This window comes from Cupriavidus sp. SK-4 (assembly GCF_000611125.1).
GTDB classification, from domain to species: domain Bacteria; phylum Pseudomonadota; class Gammaproteobacteria; order Burkholderiales; family Burkholderiaceae; genus Cupriavidus; species Cupriavidus necator.
Genome location: NZ_JFJW01000129.1, coordinates 1 through 22,765 on the forward strand (window position 1 = coordinate 1; position 22,765 = coordinate 22,765).

The window sequence follows — 22,765 nt, forward strand, 5'->3', positions numbered from 1 at the left end:
GCCAGCTCGCAGTTTCCCGGAGGGCAGGGTGCCCGCCGCGAAGATCCGCAGTGGTGCGCGATCCGGGGCGCTATATGCATATCCCCGGGAGAAATCGATTCAGCGGCTTATGGATCAGGTTCGTCGTCTCACGCAGCGGTGTGTTCCGCTTGGGACGCGCGATCTGATAGCGCGAATTAACCCTATCTTGCGGGGCTGGGGGCACTATTACAAGCGCTCCCACGTCCGAAGAATCTTCAACCGGCTCGACCGCTGGATCGTGCGGCGTTTATGGTCACACCGATTCAAACGCTGGCGCAACCGGGGCTGGAAGCTCTTGCCGGAGGCGCAGTTGTATGGCGATCTCGGGTTGGTGAATCTTGTTGGATTGATACCTTCTATTGCTTCTCAGCATGCTGCATCTTCGTGAAAGCTGCATGCGGGAAAACCGCACGTGCAGTTTGGGCGGCGGACGGAGGCCAGCGCGCAAGCGCGCCTCCTCCGACCCAACAGGTGCGCGGTTGGCACTGAAGGGCCGAACATGAACGAGCGCGATTAGGACGACAGACCTCGATGGTGCAGCCGGCCGCAGTGGCCCTTGCGCCCCTAGGGTCAATCCTGACTGTTTCTCCTTGTCTCATTTCGATATGATGAATTCATCGATAAATTATCGATGAAATACAAGCACGTCACATTCCGGCTTGCCTGCCTAAACTGGTAGCAAGTGCGCTACCGGGAATCTCATGAACTGCACCATCCACCGACTCGCCGAGCAGGCGCTGCTGTACAGCGTGGCTCCCCCCGCATCGCTGGAAGTCCAGCGCCGGATCTGGGCGATGGCTGCCCGGGCCGAGGACTGGCGCGGGGTGGTTGACGTGGTGCCGGGCATGAACAACCTGACCGTGATCTTCGACGGCAGCGCCGACGTGGACGCGCTGGAGCGCAACCTGAAGCTCGCCTGGGCCTCCGGCGAGGCGCGCAATGCGACCGGCAAGCTGGTGGAGATCCCGGTGCGCTACGGCGGCGAGCATGGCCCGGACCTGGGCGATGTGGCGGCCCATACCGGACTGACGCCGCGGGAAGTGGTGCGCCGCCACGCTGCCGGCGAGTATGTCGTCTACTTCCTGGGCTTCCAGCCGGGATTTGCCTATATGGGCGGCCTGGCGCCGGAGCTGGCCACGCCGCGCCGGCGTGAGCCGCGGGTGGCGGTGCCGGCCGGGTCGGTCGGCATTGGCGGCGAGCAGACCGGGATCTATCCGGCGGTGCTGCCGGGCGGCTGGCAGCTGATCGGGCGCACCGACGCCGAGCTCTTCGTGGCGGACCGGGATCCGCCGTCCCTGTTTGCGCCCGGCGATACCGTGCGCTTTGTTGCCGAGGAAATCATCGCGTGATCGAAATCATTCGTCCCGGTGCGCTCGCCTCGGTGCAGGACCTGGGCCGTACCGGCTTTCGCCGTTTTGGCGTGGGCCGTTGCGGGGCCATGGACATGCTGGCGGTGGAGGTCGGCAACCGCCTGCTCGGCAATGCGCCGGGCTGCGCCGCCATTGAATTCACGCTGGGCCGCGCCGCGCTGCGCTTTCATGCCGATATGCGCGTGGCGCTGGCTGGTGCCGAATGTGGCGCCAACCTGGACGGCGTGCCGGTGTGGTCGTGGCATGCCTTTGACGTGCACAAGGGCGAGACGCTGACGCTGCCGTCGACGCGCGGCGGCACGCGCGTGTACCTGTGCGTGGCGGGCGGCATCGATGTCGAGCCGGTGATGGGCTCGCGCAGCACCGACCTGAAGTCAGGCTTTGGCGGGCTGGGCGGGCGCGCGCTGCAGGAAGGCGACCGCCTGGCGGCGGGGCGCCCGGGGCTGGTGGCCGAGACCGACTGGCTCGGCGTGCAGGCGCCGGCGTGGGCGCTGCCCGCCAGCGTCGAGGGCAAGGCCACGCCGGTCCGCATGCTGCCGGGGCCTGAATATGAGGATTTCGATGCGGCCTCGCAGGCCGCGCTGTGGCAGGCCGACTGGACCGTCACGCCCAACAGCAACCGCATGGGGCTGCGCCTGAACGGGCCCGCGCTGGCGCGGCGCGCCGAGCGCAGCGCCGACCTGCTGTCGCATGGCGTGGTGCCGGGCGTGATGCAGGTGCCGCCGGGCGGCCAGCCGATCGCGCTGATGGCCGATGCGCAGACCACCGGCGGCTATCCCAAGATCGGCGTGGTGATCGGCGCGGACTTGTGGCGGCTGGCGCAGGTGCCGCTGGGTGCGCCGGTGCGTTTCGTGCAGGTGACGCTGGCGCAGGCAGAGGCGGCGCAGGCCGAGCTGGAGCGCTACCTGCGCCAGATCGACCAGGCGCTGCGGTGGCAGGGCGATGGCATGCCCATCGCCGCGCGGCGGCGCGCACGCACGCGCGTGGCCGCATAAGCGCGCACGCGCAATATCAATCGGGCGACGCAATGCGCCGCACAGGAGAATGGCAATGCAGATCGATTTGAACGCTGACCTTGGCGAAGGCTGTGACAACGACGAGGCGCTGCTGGCGCTGATCAGTTCGGCCAATATCGCGTGCGGCTGGCACGCGGGCGACGCGGCCACCATGGTGCGGACGGTGAAGTGGGCGCTGGAGCGCGGCGTGGCGATCGGGGCGCACCCGAGCTACCCGGACCGCGAGAACTTCGGCCGCACCGAGATGCAGCGTGACCCGGAACACGTCTACGCCGACGTGCTGTACCAGATCGGCGCGCTCGACGCGATCGTGCGCGCGCAGGGCGGCGAGCTGCATCACGTCAAGCCGCATGGCGCGCTGTACAACCAGGCCGTGCGCGATCCGGCGCTGGCCCGCGCCATCGTGCGCGCGGTGCGCGACTTCGATGCCGGCCTGGTGTTCTTTGGCCTGGCCGGCAGCCAGATGATCGATATCGCCAAAGAGGCCGGCCTGCGCGTCAAGCAGGAGGTCTTTGCCGACCGCGGCTACAACCCCGACGGCACGCTGGTCAAGCGCGGCACGCCGGGCGCGCTGCATGAGGATGAGGAAGTCGCCCTGAACCAGACCCTGACCATGGTGCGCGAGAAACGCGTGCGCGCCATCGACGGCACCTGGGTACCGATTCAAGCCGAAACCGTGTGTCTGCACGGCGACGGCGCCCACGCGCTGGCCTTTGCGCGGCGCATCCGGGAACGGCTGGGCGCGGAAGGCATCGCGGTCCGCGCCGGCGACTGAGCGCAAGCGGCGCGGTCGGCAGTACCTGGCGCGGCACGCCGCGCTGCCTCAGCCGGACGGCAAGCTACCGTCCGGCTTTACCAAAAAAGTCAGGTGTATTCCATGGAACAGGCAGTCAACCTCTGGCCCCTTGTCGGGGTCGGCGTCATCATCATCGGCTTCGTGCTGCGCTTCAATCCCATGCTGGTGGTGGTGCTCGCCGCGCTGGCCACGGGGCTGGCCGCGCCGATGCCGCTGATGCAGATCTTCTCGGCGATCGGCACCGCCTTCGTCAAGGCGCGCAACCTGCCGCTGATCATCCTGCTGCCGCTGGCCGTGATCGGCCTGCTGGAGCGGCACGGGCTGCGCGAGCATGCGCAGACATGGATTGCGCGCATCGCCTCGGCCACGGTTGGCCGCCTGCTGATCGTCTACCTGGGCGTGCGCGAGCTGACCGCCGCGATCGGCCTGACCAGCCTGGGTGGGCACCCGCAGATGGTGCGCCCGCTGCTGGCGCCGATGGCCGAGGGCGCGGCCGAGAACCGCTTCGGCCACCTGCCCGAGCCGGTGCGCCAGCGCATCCTGGCGTTCTGCGCCGCCACCGACAATGTCGGCCTGTTCTTTGGCGAGGACATCTTCGTGGCCTTCGGCGCGATCGCGCTGATGCACACCTTCCTGCTGTCGTCGAACATCGACGTGGAGCCGCTGCATATTGCCGTGTGGGGCATCCCCACCGCGATCTGCGCTTTCCTGATCCATGCCGTGCGCCTGAAGCGCCTGGACCACTGGCTCGAGCGCGAACTGGGCGGCAAGGCCGCCCCGGCCGCCGCGCCTGCCAAGAGCGCAGAGTAAGGAGCGCGCCATGATCATTTCCATCGAATATCTCTACTGGCTCGCCGGCCTGGTGCTGGCGATCACCGCGCTGATGACCTTCGCCGACCGCGAGCATCCGCGCCGCCTCAGCACCGGCCTGTTCTGGCTGCTGTACGCGATCGTATTCCTGATTGGCGACCGGCTGCCGCCGGCCGCGGTCGGCATCGGCGCGGTGGTGATGGCGCTGATCGCGGGCTTCGGCGGCGTCGGCCACGGCAAGCACCACAGCCTGCCCGAGGAGGAACGCCGCGCCAGCGCGCGCCGCCTGGGCAACAAGCTGTTCATTCCGGCGCTGCTGATCCCGCTGGTGACTGTGATCGGCACCATGCTGTTCAAGGACGTCAAGATCGCCGGCCTGCCGCTGCTCGATCCCAAGAACGTGACCTTTGTCTCGCTGGGGATCGGCTGCCTGATCTCGCTGGCGGTGGTGTGCTGGCTCACGCGCGACACCGTGGCGCAGGGCCTGCGCGAGTCGCGCCGGCTGACCGATTCGCTGGGCTGGGCGCTGGTACTGCCGCAGATGCTGGCGATGCTGGGCCTGGTGTTCGCCGACGCGGGCGTGGGCAAGGCCGTGGCGCACCTGTCCACCGCCTATATCAACATGGACTACAAGCTGGTGGCGGTGGCGGTCTATTGCGTGGGCATGGCGCTGTTCACCGTGATCATGGGCAACGGCTTCGCGGCCTTTCCGGTGATGACCGGCGGCGTGGGCGTGCCGATCCTGGTCGGCATGTTCGGCGGTAACCCGGCGGTGATGGCTGCGATCGGCATGTTCTCGGGCTATTGCGGCACGCTGATGACGCCGATGGCGGCCAACTTCAATATCGTGCCGGCGGCGCTGCTGGAACTTGACGACAAGAACGCCGTGATCCGCGCGCAGGTGCCGACCGCGCTGGCGATCCTGGTGGCCAATATCGCGCTGCTGTACTTCCTGATGTAACCGCGGAGCCCCGCCATGCGTACTGTGCTGCTGACCGGCTTCGAGCCGTTCGAGAATGAACCGATCAATCCCTCATGGGAGGCCGTGCGCGCGCTCGACGGCGAGCGCGTGGGCGACGCGGTGATCGTGGCGCGGCAGCTGCCGTGCGTGTTCGGCGCGGCGATCGACACCATCGGCGAGCTGGTCGATGTGCTGCGGCCCGCGCTGGTGATTGCCGTGGGCCAGGCCGGCGGGCGCGCCGAGATGTCGGTCGAGCGCGTGGCGATCAATGTCGACGATGCGCGCATTGCCGACAACGCCGGCGCCCAGCCGATCGATACCGACATCGTCGCAGGCGGCCCGGCCGCCTACTTTGCCACGCTGCCGATCAAGGCGATGGTGCGCGACATGCGCGCGGCGGGCGTGCCGGCCTCGGTGTCGCAGACCGCCGGCACCTTCGTCTGCAACCATGTCTTCTACGGGCTGATGCACCGGCTGGCGCAGCAGCCGGATGGCGACGCGCGCGGCGGCTTTATCCATATCCCCTACCTGCCCGAGCAGGCGGCGCGCCATCCGGGCCAGCCCAGCCTGGCGCAGGAAACGCTGGTGAAGGGATTGCGCGCGGCGGTGGCGACGGCGCTGTCGACCCGCGCCGATGTGCGCGAGCAAGGCGGCCAACTGCACTAGTTTCTATTCCTGCGTACCGGTCGCGGCCGCCTCACGGCGCGCCGCGGTTTTTTTCCTGGCATGGCGGCGCAGGCTGACCTGTTCGAAGCGCCAGATCACATAGCAGAACGCCAGGAACGGCCACAGCCAGCCCAGCCATTGCGCCAGGCTGTTGAAGTGGATGAAGCGGCCCATGCGCCAGCCTTGCTCCGAGATCCACGCATAGGGGTTGGATGGCAGCACATTGGTCAGCACCACCAGCACGATCAGCGCCACCATCGCCAGCACCGCGCGCAGCCAGCGCGGCAGGTACAGCAGCAGCGCCAGCACCAGCGAACTGGTCAGCAAAGCAAAGCGCCCGCCCTCGGACAGCCAGACAAAAGCGCTCTCGGACGGAAACTGCAGTTCGGCGGCAGTGGCCTTGAGCAGCAGCGCCGCGGCCAGCAGGCCGGCCAGGATGCGCAGCATCGGCGCGCTGCGGCGCATCGCGATCGAGGCGAACAGGCCGGTGCCGACCCAGCTGCTGGCGGTCACCAGCGATTCCAGCAACTGCTGGCTCTGCATGTCCTCGGGCCGCAGGCCGATATGGTCCTGCCAGGCCTCAAGCTGCGGGAACACCATCTGCAGCACCTGCATCGGCCAGGACTCCGGGTCGGTCAGCCATTCGCGCACGATGCCGCCCATGCCGAACAGGTGCTCTTGCGGAAACACCTGCGCAAACGGCCACAGCAGCAGCAGGATGATGGCAAAGCTGGCGTGTGGCTCGAACCACGCATGGCGCAGGCGCGTCAGGCGCCCGTCGTCGATCAGGGCCCGGGTGAACGGCGCCACCACCGCGCCGCCCAGCAGCGCGCCCAGCGCATTGGTGATCAGGTCGATATTGGAAGAAATGCGGCTTGGCAGCCAGGTCTGGAAGGCCTCCATGCAGGCCGACAGCAGCGCCCCGGCCACCAGCGCCACCAGCGTGGCGCGCCCGCCCGACATGCGCGGATGCAGCGACAGCACTACCAGCGCGCCGAACGGGAAGTACCCCAGCACATTGGTCAGCAGGTCGAAGTCGGTGATGTAGCGCGGCTTGGGCGCGCTCAGGAAGGCAAACGGCGAAACGCCGTTGTCGACCCAGCCCGAGAACGGGTACAGGCTGGCGTACACGACCAGCAGCGTGAAGCAAATCAGCCCCACCCGGGCCAGCGGCGAGTGCTGCGGGCCGGTGGCTTCTGGCGTTGGCTGAGCCGCCGGGGGCGGCGCGGAGGGCGGCGGGGGAGCCGGCTCCATGGCATGTCTCCTTGCGTTTCTACTTTAGCTGCAGCGTGCCGATCCAGTCGAGCAGCGCCGCGATCACCGCGTCGCTGGCCTCGGCCAGGGCCTTGACGCCGCCGGCGCCATCGGCGCTGGCCGCGGGCCGGCGCGCCTCGAAGGTCTGCTGGCCGAGCATGCCGTGCTGGAACACCGTGGCGCGCAGCCGCACCACGCCTTCGCTGGTGGTGGCGCTGTCGAAGACCTGGTCGAACTCGATCAGGTCAACCTTCAGCGCCGGCACGCTGCTGTCGCCGAACCAGCTCAGCGTGCCGCGCGCGGCCACGGCCTCGCGCAGCCGCTCGTCGAACAGGCGCGTGGGCGACATCACCCAGCGCTGCGTGGCGTAGGCCTGCAGGCGCTGCGCCTGCGCATACTGCAGCCGGTAGAAGAGGGCGTTGCCGTCGAGCCAGTTGGGCCCGTCGGTCTGCGCCACGCGCAGTTTGGGCAGCCGCGCCGGCGCAGGGTTCCCGTTGCCGGGGGTGGCGGCGGCCGGCGGGCCGAGGTCGTAGGTGACGGTGGGGTCGTTGCCGCGCGTCAGCGCGCAGCCTGACAGCGCCAGCCCCGCGGCGGCCAGCAGCAGGGCGGCCTGGAGGCGGGAGCGCGCGGATCGGAGAAAGCGTGGCATCTCGGTCGCAGGGTTCACGGCGGTATCTCGCGGTTGGCGGTATCGGGTGAGGGGTGGCATGCGGGCCGCGCTACGGCGCGCTGAAGCCCGGCTCGCCCGGGCCCGGCGCGGGCGCGGGCGCGCCGAACAGCACGCTGCTCGGGCTTTCGTTGAACTGGCCGGCGGCGCGCTCGAAGGTGCGCGCGGTCTGGCGCGCGTCGCGGGCCAGGCCATTGAGCTGCGGCAGGGTCTCTTCGCTGAAGGTGCCCGCCGCGGACTGCACTGAAGCGGCCGCACCCTGCATGTCGCGCCCGACGCTGTCGACGGTACGCATCACTGTGCCGTTGGGGTTGGCCAGCTCCTGCGTCAGGCGCCGGGTCGATTCCAGCGTGGCGTTCAGGTTCTCGGTCACCTTCGGCAGCCGGTTGGCGGCCGGGCCCAGCGAATCGGACAGCCGCGAGTAGTCCTCGGCGGTCTTGCGCACCGAGCGGATGGCGGCCATCAGCTCGTCGCGGTTGGCGCCCTGGAACATGTCGTTGAGCGAGGCCATCAGCGTTTCAGTCTGCGTCAGCAGCGAGTCGCCGCGCTTTTCCAGCTCTTCGAAGAAGCCGGGGCGCATGGCGATGCGCGCCACCGCCTTGGGCGAGGTCGGCAACGGCGGCGAGGCCGTGGCGCGGTCGTGCGCGGCGGAGTCGTCGAGCTGCACGTAGGCGATCCCGGTCACGCCCTGGAAGCCCAGCGTGCCATAGGTGGTGCGTGTGATCGGCGTGTCCTTGTTGACGTTGACGCGCACAATGATCTGGCCCGGCACCTGCGGGTCGAACTTGATCGACTCGACCTTGCCCACGGCCAGCCCGCGGTACTTGACGTCGGCCTGCGGGCCAAGGCCGTTGACGGTGGAGCGCGTGATCAGGTCATACGGCACGCGCACCGCGTGGTCGCTGCTGAACCAGAAGATCGCGAACAGCACCAGCACGGCCAGTCCGATGGTGAACACGCCGGCCAGGAATGCGTGTGACTTGTTTTCCATCATGCTTCTCCAGGGGGCGCCGCATCCGGCTGCCCGTGCGGCGGCAGCGCCTGCATGGCGCGCTGGGCGCGCTCGCCCAGGAAATACTCGCGGATGAAGGGGTGGTCCACCTTCACCACGTCAGGGATCGGCGCCGCGGCGATCACCTTGTGGTCGGCCAGCACCGCGACGCGGTCGGACAACGCCACCAGCGTGTCCAGGTCGTGCGTGATCATCACCACCGTCAGGCCCAGTTCGCGGCGCAGTTCGCGGATCAGCGCCACGTAGTCGTCCGAGGCCATCGGGTCCAGCCCGGCGGTGGGCTCGTCCAGGAACAGCAGCTCGGGCTCCAGCGCCAGCGCGCGCGCCAGCGCCACGCGCTTGATCATGCCGCCGGACAGGTCCGACGGCATCTTGTCGGCATCGCGCGCCGACAGGCCCACCAGCTGCAGCTTGAGCAGCGCCGCCTGGCAGATCAGGTTGTCGGGCAGCGCGCGCAGCTCACGCAGGGGCAGCGCGATATTGTCGATCACCGACAGCGCCGAGAACAGCGCGCCGCGCTGGAACTGCAGCCCCCAGCGGCTGCGCAGCGCCTGCAGCTGCGCCGGGCGCAGCCGGGCCGGGTCTTCGCCGAACACCTTGATGCTGCCCGAGGTGGGCCGCTCCAGGCCCACGATCTGGCGCAGCAGCACGGTCTTGCCGCTGCCCGAGCCGCCCACGATCGACAGCACCTCGTCGCGGTAGACGTCCAGGTTGACATGGTCATGCACCACGGCCTTGCCGAAGCGCTTGACCAGGTCGCGCACCTCGATGACCGGAGTGCGGTCCTTGCGGACCTTCCCGTCCGGGGTGCCGGTAGCTGGCGCCGCGCTCACAGGCCCACGTCCTTGAACAGGATGGCGAAGACCGCGTCGGCCAGGATCACGATGGTGATCGCGGTCACCACCGAGGCCGTGGTGCCTTCGCCCAGGCTTTGCGTGTTGGGCTTGATGCGCAGCCCGAAGTGGCACGCGGTCAGCGCGATCAGGATGCCGAAGGCGACGCCCTTGCCCAGGCCCAGCCACAGGTTGGCCACCGGCACGGCGTCGGGCAGCTCGCGCAGGAAGAAGGCGGCGCTGATGCCCAGCTGCATGCGCGCGGCCAGCATGCCGCCGGCCAGCGCCATCACATCGGTCCACGCCACCAGCAGCGGCATGGAGATGGCCAGCGCGATCACGCGCGGCATGATCAGCCGGAAGCCGTGCGAAATGCCCATCACGCGCATGGCATCGAGTTCTTCCGTCACGCGCATCACGCCGATCTGCGCGGTGATGGCCGAGCCCGAGCGCCCCGCGATCAGGATTGCCGCCAGCACCGGGCCCAGCTCGCGGATCACCGCCATGCCGAGGATGTTGACGATGAAGGTGCTGGCGCCAAAGGTGCGCAACTGGTTGGCCGACAGGTACGACAGCACGATGCCGATCAGGAAGCCCACCAGCGCGGTGATGCCGAGCGCCTTGTAGCCGACGTTATAGATATTGGCCGAGATCTCGCGCCAGGGGCCGCGCTGCGGCACGCGCGCAAGGCGCAGCAGGTCGAAGGCCAGCTGGCCCAGCATGGTGACGCCGATGCCCAGCTGCGCGCCGAACGACAGCACGTTCGCCCCGAATAGCGTGACCGGGTTGAAGCGGTCCACCATGTGCTTCTTCCAGCCCTCGTCCTGCACCGCGGCGATGCGCTCGAACACGCGGCGCTGGCCTTCGCTGGCATCGAGCCGCTGCGGCAGCGCGCCGTTCCAGGCCTGCCACAGCAGTTGCCCGCCGATATGGTCCAGCCGCTCGACGCCGGACAGCGACCACTGCGCGCTGTCTGGCGCCTGCGCCAGCTCATGCAGCTGCGCGCGCAGCTGCCGCGCCTGGTGGCAGCCGGCCAGGGCGAGCGCGGTCCAGTCGCCACGCAGCTCTACGCTGACGGTTCCGTCCCCGCGCGTGATATGGAAGTCTGGCGTCGTCTGGCGTTCCAAGGGCATGCGATGTGATGGCCGAGTCTCGATTCTAAGCCACCCGCCCCGCTGGCGCGACCGTGCCGTGCCGAGGCGGCGGCGCGGCTACAATGCGGCATCTGCCGCAGGCATATGGGGCGCGCCCCTGCCCCGCCTGTGTTTCCTACGATCGCCATCGATCCCAGTCCTTTGCCGCGCATGTCCGCTGTTCCTCCGACGCCATCCGACCCTTCCGCCCGATCCGGCGCCAACTGGCGCATCGATGCCGGCGCGCTGCGCGGCATGCTGTCGCCCGCGCTGAGCGACTGGACGCTGGAGCTGGTGGAGGAAACCGGCTCCACCAATGCCGACCTGACCGCGGCCTGCCGCCAGGCGCCGTGGTCCGACGCCGGCAGGCTGCGCCTGGCCTACCGCCAGACCGCCGGGCGCGGGCGCCAGGGCCGGCCGTGGCAGGGGCAGGCAGGCATGACCTTCTCGGTGGCTCTGCCGCTGGCGCTGGCGCCGGCGCAACTGAGCGGCCTGAGCCTGGCCGTGGGCCTGGCGCTGGCCGAGGCCCTGGGCGATGTCGAAGCGGGCCTCGGCGCACGGGTCGGGCTGAAATGGCCTAATGACCTCCAGATCGATGGCCGCAAGCTGGCCGGCATCCTGATCGAGGCGGTGCCGGCCGGGCCGCAGCGGGTCTGGGCCGTGATCGGCATCGGCCTGAACCTGGTACGCGACGCGCAGATGGAAGCGGCGCTGGGCCGCGAGCTGGCTGGCGTGGCCGAGGCCATGCCCGGCTTCGACGCGCAGCGCGATGCCCCGCGCCTGCTGGCCGCGCTGCTGGAACGGCTGGCGGCCATGCGCACCGCGTTCCTGGCGCACGGTTTCGGGCCGATGGCGCGGCGCTGGTCCGCGGCCGATGCCTACCGCGACCAGCCGGTGCGGCTGCTGCACGAGGGCAAGGTGATCGCCGAAGGCATGGCGCGCGGCGTCGACGAGGCTGGCCACCTGCTGCTGGAAACGCCGGCGGGGCTTGAGCGCATCGCCAGCGGCGAGCTGTCGCTGCGGCCCGCGCCGGGGCAGGGAGACACCGCATGAGCGCGCCGCATCTGCTGATCGATATCGGCAATACCCGCCTCAAGTGGGCCTGGTGCGAAGCCGGTGCGGCGCTGCCCGCCACCGGCGCGCTGCCCGCGCCGTGGCAGCACGGCGGCGCGGTCGCCCATGCCGACGCCGGCGCGCTGCAGACACTGGCCGCGGACCTGCGCGCGCTGCGCGGCAGCGGGCCGATGCCGTCGGTGTGGATCAGCAACGTCGCCGGGCCGGTGATTGCGGCCGCCGTGGATGCGGCACTGGCCGACGCCTTCGGGGGCTGTGCGCCGGTGCAATGGGTGCGCAGCGCCGCCGCGCACGGCAACCTGGCCAACGGCTACCGCGAGCCCACGCAACTGGGCGTGGACCGCTGGGTCGGCGCCATCGGCGCACACCGCTGGCTGCCGCACGACACGCTGCTGGTGGTGACCGCGGGCACGGCCACCACGCTGGATATCGTCACGGCCGCGGCGGATGGCAGCGCGCGCTTCGAGGGCGGCCTGATCCTGCCCGGGCTGGCGCTGATGCTGGGCACGCTGGCGCGCAACACCGCGCAGCTGCCGGCGCTGGAGGTGGACGATGCCGGCACCGTGGCCGGCGCGCACCTGCGCTGGGCCGACAATACGCACGACGCCATTGCCGCGGGCTGCCTGGCCGCGCAGGCCGGCGCCATCGAACGCACCTGGCGCGCGCTGGGCGAGCGCGGGCCAGCGCGTCGCCCCGTGCGCTGCCTGCTGTCCGGCGGTGCCCGCGGCGCGCTGGCAGGCGCGCTCGCAGTGCCGTTCGAGATGCACGATAATCTGGTGCTGCTCGGCCTGCACGCGATGGCATCGGCCTAGCGCGCAGCGCAACTTCTCACTCGCCCCAATCCGCCCCAACCCATGACCACCCCAGGCCAGCCCGCCCGGCCACGCTCGCCGCGCATCGTCCCGCTGTTGCTGCTGCTCGCCAACGCCGTGCTGCTGGGAGCAGTGCTCGGGGTGTTCGGCGCGAACCCGCTCGCCGGCTGGTTTGAAACGCCGCGCGAGCCGCAGCGGCTGCAGCAGCAGGTGCGTGGTGAGCGGATGCGGGTGCAGGCGCCGCGATTGGCGCCGGCATCGGCACCAGCGGCGGATGCCGCACCGCGCAGCGCGCTGCCGTCGGCCACGCTGGCGGCTGCCTGCATCGAGATCGGTGGCTTCAGCGCCCAGGCGGCGCGCCGCGCCACTGAAGACCTGGCCGCCGCCGCGCTGCGCGTGGAAGCGTTCGTGCGGCAGGAACAGGTGCGCTGGTGGGTTCATCTGCCCGCGCAGCCCACGCGCGAGCATGCCGAGCGCAAGCTGGCCGAACTGCGCCGGCGCAATGTGACCGAGTACTCGCTGGTGACCGCCGGCACGCCTGAGGCCGCGACCTATACGGTGTCGCTGGGCCTCTTCCGCGAGCGCGAGCGTGCCGAGCAGTATCTCGATTCCCTGCGCGGCCATGGCGTGCGCACCGCCATGCTGACCGAGGCCGCGCGGCCGCTCACGCGGCAGTGGCTGCGCGTGCGCGATGCCGACGACGCGGCGCGCGCCCGGCTCGAGGCCATGCGCCAGCGCTACGGCGCCGAGGACGTGCTGGCCTGTTCCTGAGCGCCCTGGGCTGCCTTAGCTGCCCTGGCGTACCCTGGTCAGCAGCTTGGTGGTCGAGCGGTCGTGCAGGAAGGGGATGGCGTAGGCCTGGCCGCCCCAACTGCGCACCAGCCGGGTTTCTTCCAGCGTGTCGATGTCGTAGTCGCCGCCCTTGACGTAGATGTCGGGGCGCACCAGGCGGATCAGCTCCACCGGGGTCTGTTCGCGGAACATCGCCACCAGGTCGACCGACTCCAGCGCGGCCAGCAGCGCCATGCGGTCCGATTCATGGTTGAGCGGACGGTCGTCGCCCTTGCCCAGCATCCTTACGGAAGCATCGCTGTTGACGCCGACCACCAGGCTCGCGCCCAGTGCGCGCGCCTGTGCCAGGTAGGTGGCATGGCCGCGGTGCAGGATGTCGAAGACGCCATTGGTGAACACCAGCGGGCGCGGCAAGGCGGCAATGCGAGCGGCCAGCGCGGCGGGGGTGTCAGGCAGGGTCAGCTTGGATTCGAAAGCGGGTACGGACATGGGGTCGGCATCGGAAAGTGGAGGCCGGCCCCTGGTCGGCGCCGGCGTGCTTGCCCGAGATGGTACCCCTTCCTGGGATTCCCGCCGGCGGTGGGGCCCTGGTTACCCCGTCACGCACACCCTCATGGCTGCGTCGTTGGCGACATCCCTGGCTGCCGGACCGGAGACCGGCTGGGCCTGCTGCACCGACGCGGTGGCAATGCCGCGCAAGGTGCCCTGCAGCGCCTGCCGCACGGCGTCGATATGCGCGGCCTGCGCGTTGCCGCCCAGGTAGAGCAGGCGCACGCTGGCCCACGCCGGGAAGCCTTCGGGTACCTCCGCCACATAGGCCGCGTTGGCGCCGTCGACCCAGGGCACGTTGTACTTCAGCACCGGCGTCACCCCGCCGCGCGAGCGCCACAGCGCCATCTGCGCATTCCATGACGGCGCCACGGTCAGCCTGACATCGTCGGCCACGCCGGCCAGGTAGCGCCGCACGGGGTGCTCGGTATCGGCGTCGTCGGTCAGCAGGGTCCAGTGCTCGCGCGGGTCCGGCGCGCCGCTTTCGTCGAGATTGCCTGCGGCTCGCGCCGGTGCCAGCCGGATCAGGCTGCGCTGGGCCATCATCACGTGCTCGGCCATGACGCCGCCCGCGCCGGGCAGTCCGTCGACCGTGACGGCGCAGTCGATCTGGCCCCGGGCCAGGGCCTGCCCGGTCTGCTGGCCGTTGCCGATCGTGCCGGAGGTGAGATGCACATCGGGCAATGCGGCCGCCAGGCTTGCCAGCACCTGCGCCAGCGCGGGATCGCCCAGCGCCATCGACAAGCCTATGCGCAACACCTCGCGCGACCCCGCACTGCGTTGTGGCCGCTCCCCGGCCTGCGTCACCAGGCCGTGCCAGCGTTCCAGCATGCCGGCCGCGGCGCGCTCCAGGCGCAGCCCGTACTCAGTCGGCACCACGGTGCCGCGCCGCTCGAAGAACAGCTGGTCGCCGGTCACGTCGCGCAGCTTGCGGATGGCATAGGCCACCGTGGGCTGGCGCATGCCGAGAGCCTGCGCGGCCACGCTGATGCTGCCGTAGCGCATCACCTGGACGAACATGGACAGTGCCTTGAAATCGATATGCCGCAATCCTTTACCCCTGCCTGATCGTTATCGCGCCCCGGTATGAAAATGTGCTGACGGCAGCGGCTGGCGATAATTAAGATGTTATCGAAATTACGGGGCATTACACCACGAATTAAATGAATTCGTAATGTCGAAGTTGCATCGAATAGGTTTTCTGGATAATCGGCGTGTGATTTAAATATTTTATTTTCGGATATAAATTTATTCGACAAGCGGGCGCCAGGCATGGGTTTGCCGTCGCCGCGTGACAGCGCGGCAGTGCGTGGGACGGGAATGGAGTGATGTGGTAACCGGCTACTACCTGCATGGCAGCAGGCTCGTTTATCATGCTAGGCGCTTGAATTTCCAGGATAAGGAAATCAGCAATGCAGAATACCCGCCACAGCCGGACCAGATCCGGTGCGCCGCGGCGGGTCGCATTTGTCGGGAATGCGTCAAGGCAAAAGTAGGACAAAAAAAGCCCCGCTTCGGCGGGGCTTTTTTTCGTGCTGCCGGACTGGCCGCTCAGGCTTGCGCCGGCTGGGCCCCGCCCGTGCCTTGCAGGCTGGCGTTCAGTTCCTTGCGGTAGCGGTTCAGGTCCTGCACCGATTCGAAGGTGCGTTCGAACAGCAGCGACATGTTGTGCAGGATCCGTTCGATGACCTTCTTCTCCCAGCCTTCGTCAAAGCGGATCTGCTCGTCCAGCCAGTGCTCGAGCCAGTCCGGATCCGGCAGGCGCGACTGCACCGTGTCGTTGGGGAACAGCGCCTTGTTGACGTGCAGGTTGGTCGGGTGCAGCGGCTTCTCGGTGCGGCGGGCCGAGGCCATCAGCACGCCGATCTTGGCAAAGGCGGCGCGCGCGCTGTCGCCGAACTGCGCCAGGTACTTCTTCATGTAGCGCAGGTAGGCGCCGCCATGGCGGGCTTCATCCTGCGACAGGGTGCGGTAGATATGCTTGATCACCGGTTCCGTGTGCCATTCGGCGGCGCGGCGGTACCAGTGGTTCAGGCGGATCTCGCCGCAGAAATGCAGCATCAGGGTTTCCAGCGGCGGGGCCGGGTCGAACTCGAAGCGCACCGCGTGCAGTTCTTCCTCGGTCGGCACCAGGTCCGGGCGGAAGCGGCGCAGGTACTCCATCAGCACCAGCGAGTGCTTCTGTTCCTCAAAGAACCAGATGCTCATGAACGCCGAAAAATCAGAATCGTGGCGGTTGTCGCGCAGGAACATCTCGGTCGCGGGCAGGGCGGACCATTCCGTGATCGCATTCATCCGGATGGTCTTGGCCTGGTCGTCCGTCAGCATGCTGGCGTCAAAGGAGTCCCAGGGGATGTCCTTGTCCATGTGCCAGCGGACGGCTTCCAACGATTTGAACAGTTCGGGGTAGAGCATGGTAAGCCTTTGAAATTACGGGCAGATTCTACCAGATGCGAATTATTCTCTTCTCCTTTTTTAGTCCGGATCGGGGCAAATGCAACGCTTTTTGACGTGGTTTGGCGCAGCCGGCTGCATATTGCGGGCGATCAGCGGAGCGCCGAGGCCTCAATGTGCCAGCCACGGCGCCTGGCAGGACGCCATGTGCGGGCGGGTGCTCAGGGCGAAAGCGCGCGTTCGTCCACCGGCAGCGCGGCCGGTGGCGAGCCCGGGACGACGCCGAACAGGAACGCCGCCAGCTCGTCCGCCTGGGCCTCGGCATCGCGCTCGCCCAGTGCCATCAGGGCCTGGGTGAAGGCGGGTTCGAACAGCAGGTAGCTGGCGAAGGCGGCGCCGCGCGCCTCGGTGCCGCCCAGTGGCGCCAGCAGGGCGCGTACCGTGCGCGGCAGCTGCTTCTGGTGCTCGGCGGCAATGGCTTCGATCGGCTCGCTGGGGGAGATCGTCATCACCTGCACCGGGCGCCAGCCCTCGCGGTCGCCGGCCAGCTCCGGCATGCGCGCCAGCAGGCGGTTGATATGCAGCAGCCGTTCCAGGTCGGCATTGAGCCCGTCCAGGAAGATGCTGGCCAGCGCCTGCCCGCCCACCTGCGCCAGCGACGGGTAGCCGCCGGACGGCACGGTGTCGTACCAGCCCGAGCGCTGGCGCGAGGCCGCGCCGATCGCCAGCACGCGCGACGCGCCCAGGTGGATCGCCGGCGACAGCGGCGACATCTGCCGCATGGTGCCATCGCCGAACCACTCATGGTGGCCGTCCAGCTCCAGCGGCATGGCCGGGAACAGGAACGGGATCGACGCGGATGCCAGCAGGTGGTCCACCGTGATCTGCGCCGGGATCGCAATGCGCTGGCTGCGGTGCCACGGATGGATGCGGTGGTGCGACTGGTAGAAGGTCACGTGGCGCCCGGTGCTGTAGGACAGCGCGGTGACCGCGAAGGCCTGCAGCGCCCCGCTGTCCAGGCTGGCCTGCACGCGCTCGGGCTCGAACAGCTCGCCCAGCATGCTGCCCAGCGGGGTGTTGTCGAACAGGGCGCGGGGTGCGCGCCGCTGCGTGGCCCAGCCCAGCGCCAGCGTCGACAGCCAGCGCGCGCCCGATACGCCCACGCGCAGCACGTCGGTGCGGTAGACGTCGTCGGCATGGATGCTGTGCCACAGCGCCGCCAGGCTCTGCGTGGCGGCCTGGAAGTCCCCCGCCTGGAGCGCCAGCCCGGCGCCGTTGATCGCGCCTGCCGAGGTTCCGGCGATGATGCCGAAGGGCATCGCGCAATGGCCCTTGCCATGCCGCGCGGCAATGCGTGCCAGCCCGCTCAGCACGCCCGCCTGGTAGGCGGCGCGCGCGCCGCCGCCCATCATGATCAGCGCGGTGGCGGCGGGATTGGGTCCGGATTGCAGCGCGCGGTGGGGGGCCGGGAAGGACTCGCGGTGCATTGCGTTGGTGTGGACGATTTGTCGGGGGTTTTGGCGGTCAGGCTGCGCTGTTGCCATTGGCGCCGTTGCTGCCCCCGTTCTTGCCATTGTCATCGCCGTTGCCCGCGTCCTTGGCCGGTTTTGCCTTGGCCGCCTTTTTGGCCGGCGCCTTCTTTGCCGGCGCCTTCCTGGCGGCAGGCTTGCCCGTGCCGGCGGAGGCGGCCTTGCCAGGCGCGTCCGTCTTCGGCTTTGCAGCAGCCGCTTGCGCTGCGGTTTCGGGGCCGGCCGCGGCGCCGAAACCGCCCATGCCACCCATGCCGAACGGGGCGACGCTGGCCGCGGCGGCACTGCTGGCGATCTGGTTGAACTGCTGTTGCAGCAGGTCCCACCACAGCGCGGCGTTGGGCGGCAAGGCGGAATCGGTGTCGCTGGCCGCAGCTTGCGGGTGCTCGGCGGCAGGCGGCTCCGGTTGTGCGCTGCTGCCGGCATCCGCGCCGGCGGCGCGCTCCGGCGCCGCGGCACTGGGCGTGTTGGCCGCGCGCGCGACGTTTTCCATCGCGGACTGCATGGCCTCGGGCGACAGCGCGTTGCCGAAGGTCTGCAGCGCCACCAGCGTGGCGCGCTGCACTTCCAGGCCCTGGATGGTGGTGCGCAGCAGGTTGGTGTTCAGTTGCAGCCAGCTCTCCACGGCCTTCAGGTCGGCAATGCGCTTGTCGAGGTCGTCGAGGTCCATCGGCGGCGTCATCGCCTGCAGGCCGGGCATCATGCCGGCGGGCATGCCGCTGCCGCTGCCCCACAGCCGGCGCATGAAGTCGAAGCCGTTGGTGAAATCGGGAATCTGTCCGAACATGGTCGAGCGCTCCGTGTGCGGCGCAGCCCCGGGATTGGCCAGGAGGGCCCGTCGGGCCGGCGGCTGCGTCGTCGTTACCTGAACTGTGGCGGCCGCTTCTGGCGCAGGCTCGCCACGCCTTCGTGCACGTCGGGGCCGGCAAAGCCCATGAATTCAAGCGCCAGCGAGGTATCGAAGGCGGGGCCGGCCATGCGCAGCCAGTTGTTGAGGGCGTACTTGGTCCAGCGGATCGCGGTCTGCGACCCGGCCGCCAGCCGGTTGGCCACCTCGAACGCGCGCGCCACCAGTTCGTCCTCTTCCACCGCCAGCGAGACCAGGCCGATCCGCTCGGCTTCCTCGCCGCTGACCGACTCGCACAGCATCAGATAGTACTTGGCCTTGGCCATTCCGCACAGCAGCGGCCACACGATGGCGGCATGGTCGCCCGCGGCCACGCCCAGCCGGGTATGGCCGTCGACGATGCGCGCGGTCCTGGCCGCGATCGAGATATCGGCCAGCAGGCCCGCCACCAGCCCGGCGCCGACGGCGGGACCGTGCATGGCCGAGACCACCGGCTTGTCGCAGTTGATGACGTTGTAGACCAGGTCGCGCGCCTCATGCCAGACGCGGGTGCGGGTCTCGAAATCGTTGGCCATGTCCTCGACCAGGGCCAGGTCGCCGCCGGCCGAGAAGCCCTTGCCCTCGCCGCGGATCAGCGCCACGCGCACCTCGGGGTCGGCGGATACGTCGCGCCAGATCTCGGCCAGCTCGCGGTGCATGCTGGCGTCCGCCGTGGCCAGCTTCTGGTTGGCCGACTGGGCCGCGCCCATGATGATTTCGAGGATGGGGCCGTGGCGGCGCAGCGTCAGTGCGCGATAGCGCTCGTAGCGGGGGGAGAGGGGTGTGGAGTCAGCGGTGGGGGTAGTCATTGGGGGCCTGAGAGGTACGGGGTTAGCGGCGCGCCGCATGCATCGTTATTTGCCAACCGATCGGTCGGTTAATTATATGCACATCCGGCTCGCCGCCGCACTCCGCGGCCCCAACGTGCCTCAGGCCGCTGCCACCAGCTGGTCGATGGCGCCGAATACCGAATGGCCCTGCGCGTCGAACATCTCGATCTTGACCGCGTCGCCGAACTTCATGAACTCGGTCACGGGCTTGCCCTCATCGATGGTTTCCAGCATGCGCTTCTCGGCGATGCAGCAGTAGCCCTTCTTGCGGTCGACGTTGGAGATCGTGCCCGAGCCCACGATGCTGCCGGCGCGCACGTTGCGCGTCTTGCAGACATGGGCGATCAGCTGGCCGAAGTCGAACACCATGTCGGTGCCGCAGTCGGGCTGGCCCACCTTCTTGCTGTTCCAGTGCACGGTCATCGGCAGGTGCACCTTGCGCTCGCGCCAGGCCTCGCCGAGTTCGTCGGGGGTTACCGCCACCGGCGAGAACGCCGTGGCCGGCTTGCTCTGGAAGAAGCCGAAGCCCTTGCCCAGTTCGGCCGGGATCAGGTTACGCAGCGACACATCGTTGGCCAGCATCACCAGGCGGATGGCTTCGCCGGCCTGCTCGGGCGTGGCGCCCATCCTCACGTCGCCGGTGATCACGGCCACCTCGGCCTCGAAGTCGATGCCGAAGGCTTCGCTGGCGCAGACGATATCGTCCTGCGGACCGACGAAGTCGTCCGAGCCGCCCTGGTACATCAGCGGGTCGGTCCAGAACTCAGGCGGCATCTCGGCGCCGCGCGCCTTGCGCACCAGCTCGACGTGGTTGACGTAGGCCGAGCCGTCGGCCCACTGGTAGGCGCGCGGCAGCGGCGCCATGCAGTCCTTGGGGGCGAAAGGGAACGGATGGCGCGCGCGGCCGGCGTTGAGCGCGTCGTACAGGTCCTGCAGCTGGGGCGCGTAAAAATTCCAGTCGTCCAGCACGGTCTGCAGCTTGCCGGCGATATCGGTGGCGTAGTGGGCTTGCTTCAGGTCGCGCGACACGACCACCAGCTGGCCGTCGCGCGAACCGTCCTTCAGGGTTGCGAGTTTCATGGGTGCAGTGCGGTAGGGATCGGGGCGCCCGCGGGGCAGGCGCAATGGCCGCTAGTCTACCGTGGCGCGCCCGCGCGCCAGTCAGTCGACGGTGATGCCCTTGGCCTTGATCAGCTTGCCCCAGCGCTCGCCCTCGGCGCGCGCGTAGCTGGCGAATTCCTCGGGCGTGCTGTAGACCGCTTCCACGCCGACGCCTTCCAGCTTCTTCTGCACCTCGGGCGTCTTCAGCGCCTTGACCAGCTCGGCGTTCAGGCGCGTGACCACGGCCTTGGGCGTGCCGGCCGGCGCCACCATGCCTTGCCAGGCGTAGGCCTCGAAGCCGGCCACGCCGCCCTCGGCCACGGTCGGCACGCTGGGCAGCACGGCAAGGCGCTTGGGCGTGGCCACGCCGAGCGCGCGCAGCTTGCCGGCCTGCACATTCTGCTGGCCCGAGGCCAGGTCCAGGAACATCAGGTCGACCTGGCCCGCGAGCAGGTCCTGCACCGCCGGCGCCGCTCCCTTGTAGGGCACGTGCGTCATCTTGACCCGGGTCTGGTCCATGAACAGTTCCATCGCCAGGTGGTGCGGGCTGCCCGCCCCCGGCGAGGCGAAATTGACCTTGCCCGGGTTCTTCTGCGCGTACTCGACCACTTCCTTGAGCGTGCGCGCCGGGAAGTTGGGATTGGCCACCAGCACCAGCGGGAAGCGCGCAAGCTGGCCGATGTAGACGAAGTCCTTGTCCGGGTTGTACGGCAGCTTCTTGTACAGCGACGGATTGGCGGCCAGCGTGGCAGTGTCGGCGGTCAGCACGGTGTAGCCGTCGGGCTTGGCATGCGCCACGGCATCGGCGCCGACGATGGTGGCCGCGCCCGGGCGGTTGTCGATCACTACCTGCTTGCCCAGCCCCGGGGTGATGGCCTGCGCCACGGTGCGCGCCACCACGTCGGTGCCGCCGCCGGCGGGATAGGGCACGACCCAGCGGATCGGCTGCGACGGCCAGTCGTCGGCGCGTGCGGGAGCGCTGGCGGTGAACAGGGCGGCAAACAGGGTACTGGCCGTCAATGCGGCGAGGGCGGGGCGAAAGTAGCCAAGGGGGCGCATCGGTTGTCTCCGTGTTAAAAAGGGGCCCGGTTCGGGCGGGCTTGCACGAGGGGCATGCCGCCGGCCAGGTCTGTTGCGAAGAAAGTCTACCGATGGCTTAAAAATTGGTAAATCGATTTCGCTATAGTAAATTTACCTACGAATTTCCCCCGCCCCCGCGTATAGCAAACCATCCGCCGCATGTCAGAGATCGAAGAAGAAGACACCAAGCTGCGTTCCGGCATCCAGTCCATCGAGGTGGGCTTCAGGCTGCTGCAGGCGCTGGCGGTGTCGCCGCGCGCGATGATGCTGCGCGACCTGGCCGCCGCCGCCGACATGAATCCGGCCAAGGCCCATCGCTACCTCGTCAGCTTCATGCGGCTGGGCGCGGTGGCGCAGGACCCCGTCAGCGGGCGCTATGACCTGGGTCCGTTCGCGCTGCAGCTGGGCCTGGCCGGGCTGAACCGTCTCGATCCGGTCAAGAAGGCGCGCCCGATCCTGTCGCATCTGCGCGATGAACTGGACCTGACCGCCGGCATTGCCGTATGGGGCAACCACGGTCCCACCGTGGTGCACTGGGAGGAATCCAGCCATCCCGTCACCGTCAGCCTGCGCCTGGGCGACGTGATGCCGATGCTGAACTCCGCCACCGGCCGCCTGTACGGCGCCTACCTGCCGCGCAAGCAGACCCTGCCGCTGATCGAGCGCGAACTGGGCGCACGCGGCAATGACGGCGTGCCCGACATGCCGCGCTCGCTGGCCGAATACGACGCGATCTGCGCCGAGGTGCGCGCGCATGGCGCGGCGCGCACGCTCGGCGGCGTGCTGCCGGGCATCAATGCGTTCTCGATGCCGGTGTTCAACGCCAACGGCCACCTGGCCATGGGGCTGATCGTACTGGGCGCGCAGAGCATATTCGATGCAGAATGGGGCGGTACGATGGATCGTCGCATCCGTGACATCGCCCAACAGCTCTCATCGGAACTTGGCTACCTTGGTGCAGCCACCCCGGCCGGAGAAACCGGCCAATCCTAGTCTTCACGCCCGGCCCGGCGCGGATCCCCGCGTCTGGCGCCGGCGGCGCTGGATCATCGTGATCGCCCTGGTGCTGCTGGTCCACGTGCTGGCCGTGGTGGGCTTTGTGCGCATGCCGGGGCCGCTGATCCCGATGGATGTCAGCAGCACGCCCACGCTGGAAGCGGTGCTGCTGCCGCCGCCCAG

Annotated in this window: 24 protein-coding genes; 11 read left to right on the forward strand and 13 right to left on the reverse strand. The window is 69.1% G+C overall.

The window, feature by feature from the left end:
• The 7 genes from CF68_RS36520 to pcp form a co-directional block, all read left to right on the forward strand.
• Positions 1-409 (forward strand): group II intron maturase-specific domain-containing protein (locus tag CF68_RS36520; protein ID WP_304413127.1); only part of this gene is annotated, 409 nt, incomplete at its 5' end.
• A gap of 313 nt (positions 410-722) precedes the next feature.
• Positions 723-1,370: a 5-oxoprolinase subunit PxpB gene (gene pxpB / locus CF68_RS26530; protein WP_035824716.1), complete on the forward strand. Its 648-nt coding sequence runs from the start codon at positions 723-725 to the stop codon at positions 1,368-1,370.
• Positions 1,367-2,386: a biotin-dependent carboxyltransferase family protein gene (locus CF68_RS26535; RefSeq protein WP_035824718.1), complete on the forward strand. Its 1,020-nt coding sequence runs from the start codon at positions 1,367-1,369 to the stop codon at positions 2,384-2,386. The genes pxpB and CF68_RS26535 overlap by 4 nt, the downstream gene beginning before the upstream one ends.
• Positions 2,387-2,441: 55 nt before the next feature.
• The gene (gene pxpA / locus CF68_RS26540; RefSeq protein WP_035824721.1) at positions 2,442-3,182 is read left to right on the forward strand and encodes a 5-oxoprolinase subunit PxpA; all 741 of its coding nucleotides are present in this window, start codon (positions 2,442-2,444) and stop codon (positions 3,180-3,182) included.
• Positions 3,183-3,284: 102 nt separating this feature from the next.
• Entirely contained in the window at positions 3,285-4,013 is a 729-nt protein-coding gene (locus CF68_RS26545; protein WP_035824763.1) for a DUF969 domain-containing protein, read from the forward strand.
• Between the two features lie 10 nt (positions 4,014-4,023).
• Complete coding sequence (locus CF68_RS26550) at positions 4,024-4,974, forward strand: DUF979 domain-containing protein (protein WP_035824723.1); 951 nt, start codon at positions 4,024-4,026, stop codon at positions 4,972-4,974.
• 15 nt (positions 4,975-4,989) lie between these two features.
• Positions 4,990-5,640 carry a pyroglutamyl-peptidase I gene (gene pcp, locus CF68_RS26555; RefSeq protein WP_035824726.1) on the forward strand — a complete coding sequence of 217 codons (651 nt, stop codon included), beginning with the start codon at positions 4,990-4,992 and terminating at the stop codon, positions 5,638-5,640.
• Between the two features lie 3 nt (positions 5,641-5,643).
• Here the strand turns inward: pcp and CF68_RS26560 are convergent, their stop codons facing one another.
• The 5 genes from CF68_RS26560 to CF68_RS26580 are packed head-to-tail and all read right to left on the reverse strand — an operon-like array spanning position 5,644 to position 10,539.
• The gene (locus tag CF68_RS26560) at positions 5,644-6,894 is read right to left on the reverse strand and encodes a VanZ family protein (RefSeq protein ID WP_035824728.1); all 1,251 of its coding nucleotides are present in this window, start codon (positions 6,892-6,894) and stop codon (positions 5,644-5,646) included.
• A 19-nt stretch (positions 6,895-6,913) separates the two neighbouring features.
• A complete protein-coding gene (locus tag CF68_RS26565) occupies positions 6,914-7,603 on the reverse strand; it encodes an ABC-type transport auxiliary lipoprotein family protein (protein ID WP_035824730.1) in 690 nt (229 codons plus the stop codon).
• 10 nt (positions 7,604-7,613) lie between these two features.
• Entirely contained in the window at positions 7,614-8,555 is a 942-nt protein-coding gene (locus CF68_RS26570; protein ID WP_035824733.1) for an MlaD family protein, read from the reverse strand.
• Positions 8,552-9,406 (reverse strand): ABC transporter ATP-binding protein, encoded by an 855-nt coding sequence (locus tag CF68_RS26575; protein WP_035824735.1) that lies wholly within the window; start codon positions 9,404-9,406, stop codon positions 8,552-8,554. Before CF68_RS26575 ends, CF68_RS26570 begins: the two co-directional genes overlap by 4 nt.
• Positions 9,403-10,539 carry an ABC transporter permease gene (locus CF68_RS26580; RefSeq protein ID WP_035824736.1) on the reverse strand — a complete coding sequence of 379 codons (1,137 nt, stop codon included), beginning with the start codon at positions 10,537-10,539 and terminating at the stop codon, positions 9,403-9,405. The genes CF68_RS26575 and CF68_RS26580 overlap by 4 nt, the downstream gene beginning before the upstream one ends.
• A 171-nt stretch (positions 10,540-10,710) precedes the next feature.
• On the opposite strand from CF68_RS26580, the gene CF68_RS26585 reads away from it, so the two are divergent.
• Genes CF68_RS26585 through CF68_RS26595 form a run of 3 tightly spaced genes read left to right on the forward strand, consistent with a single transcriptional unit; the run spans position 10,711 to position 13,196 of the window.
• Positions 10,711-11,592 carry a biotin--[acetyl-CoA-carboxylase] ligase gene (locus tag CF68_RS26585; RefSeq protein ID WP_035824766.1) on the forward strand — a complete coding sequence of 294 codons (882 nt, stop codon included), beginning with the start codon at positions 10,711-10,713 and terminating at the stop codon, positions 11,590-11,592.
• Entirely contained in the window at positions 11,589-12,425 is an 837-nt protein-coding gene (locus tag CF68_RS26590) for a type III pantothenate kinase (RefSeq protein ID WP_035824738.1), read from the forward strand. The genes CF68_RS26585 and CF68_RS26590 overlap by 4 nt, the downstream gene beginning before the upstream one ends.
• 42 nt (positions 12,426-12,467) lie before the next feature.
• Entirely contained in the window at positions 12,468-13,196 is a 729-nt protein-coding gene (locus CF68_RS26595; protein WP_035824741.1) for an SPOR domain-containing protein, read from the forward strand.
• Positions 13,197-13,211: 15 nt separating this feature from the next.
• On the opposite strand, the gene rfaE2 is transcribed toward CF68_RS26595, so the two are convergent.
• The 8 genes from rfaE2 to CF68_RS26635 all read right to left on the reverse strand — a co-directional run bounded on the left by rfaE2 (position 13,212) and on the right by CF68_RS26635 (position 21,565).
• Positions 13,212-13,706 (reverse strand): D-glycero-beta-D-manno-heptose 1-phosphate adenylyltransferase, encoded by a 495-nt coding sequence (gene rfaE2 / locus CF68_RS26600; RefSeq protein WP_018314376.1) that lies wholly within the window; start codon positions 13,704-13,706, stop codon positions 13,212-13,214.
• Positions 13,707-13,808: 102 nt separating this feature from the next.
• Positions 13,809-14,786 (reverse strand): LysR family transcriptional regulator, encoded by a 978-nt coding sequence (locus tag CF68_RS26605; RefSeq protein WP_152548554.1) that lies wholly within the window; start codon positions 14,784-14,786, stop codon positions 13,809-13,811.
• Positions 14,787-15,317: 531 nt separating this feature from the next.
• Positions 15,318-16,181, reverse strand: a complete 864-nt coding sequence (locus tag CF68_RS26610; protein WP_035824746.1) for a ferritin — start codon at positions 16,179-16,181, stop codon at positions 15,318-15,320.
• Between the two features lie 200 nt (positions 16,182-16,381).
• Positions 16,382-17,647, reverse strand: coding sequence for a patatin-like phospholipase family protein (locus CF68_RS26615; RefSeq protein WP_035824748.1), 1,266 nt, complete (start codon positions 17,645-17,647; stop codon positions 16,382-16,384).
• 37 nt (positions 17,648-17,684) lie between these two features.
• A complete protein-coding gene (phaM, locus tag CF68_RS26620) occupies positions 17,685-18,476 on the reverse strand; it encodes a polyhydroxybutyrate granule multifunctional regulator PhaM (protein ID WP_035824751.1) in 792 nt (263 codons plus the stop codon).
• A 74-nt stretch (positions 18,477-18,550) separates the two neighbouring features.
• Positions 18,551-19,384: an enoyl-CoA hydratase/isomerase family protein gene (locus CF68_RS26625; RefSeq protein ID WP_035824753.1), complete on the reverse strand. Its 834-nt coding sequence runs from the start codon at positions 19,382-19,384 to the stop codon at positions 18,551-18,553.
• A gap of 120 nt (positions 19,385-19,504) precedes the next feature.
• Positions 19,505-20,485, reverse strand: a complete 981-nt coding sequence (locus tag CF68_RS26630) for a fumarylacetoacetate hydrolase family protein (RefSeq protein WP_035824755.1) — start codon at positions 20,483-20,485, stop codon at positions 19,505-19,507.
• Between the two features lie 81 nt (positions 20,486-20,566).
• Complete coding sequence (locus CF68_RS26635; protein ID WP_035824757.1) at positions 20,567-21,565, reverse strand: tripartite tricarboxylate transporter substrate binding protein; 999 nt, start codon at positions 21,563-21,565, stop codon at positions 20,567-20,569.
• A gap of 180 nt (positions 21,566-21,745) precedes the next feature.
• Here CF68_RS26635 and CF68_RS26640 point away from each other — a divergent pair, with 180 nt between their 5' ends.
• Entirely contained in the window at positions 21,746-22,579 is an 834-nt protein-coding gene (locus CF68_RS26640) for an IclR family transcriptional regulator (RefSeq protein ID WP_035824760.1), read from the forward strand.
• Positions 22,580-22,765: the final 186 nt, after the last annotated feature.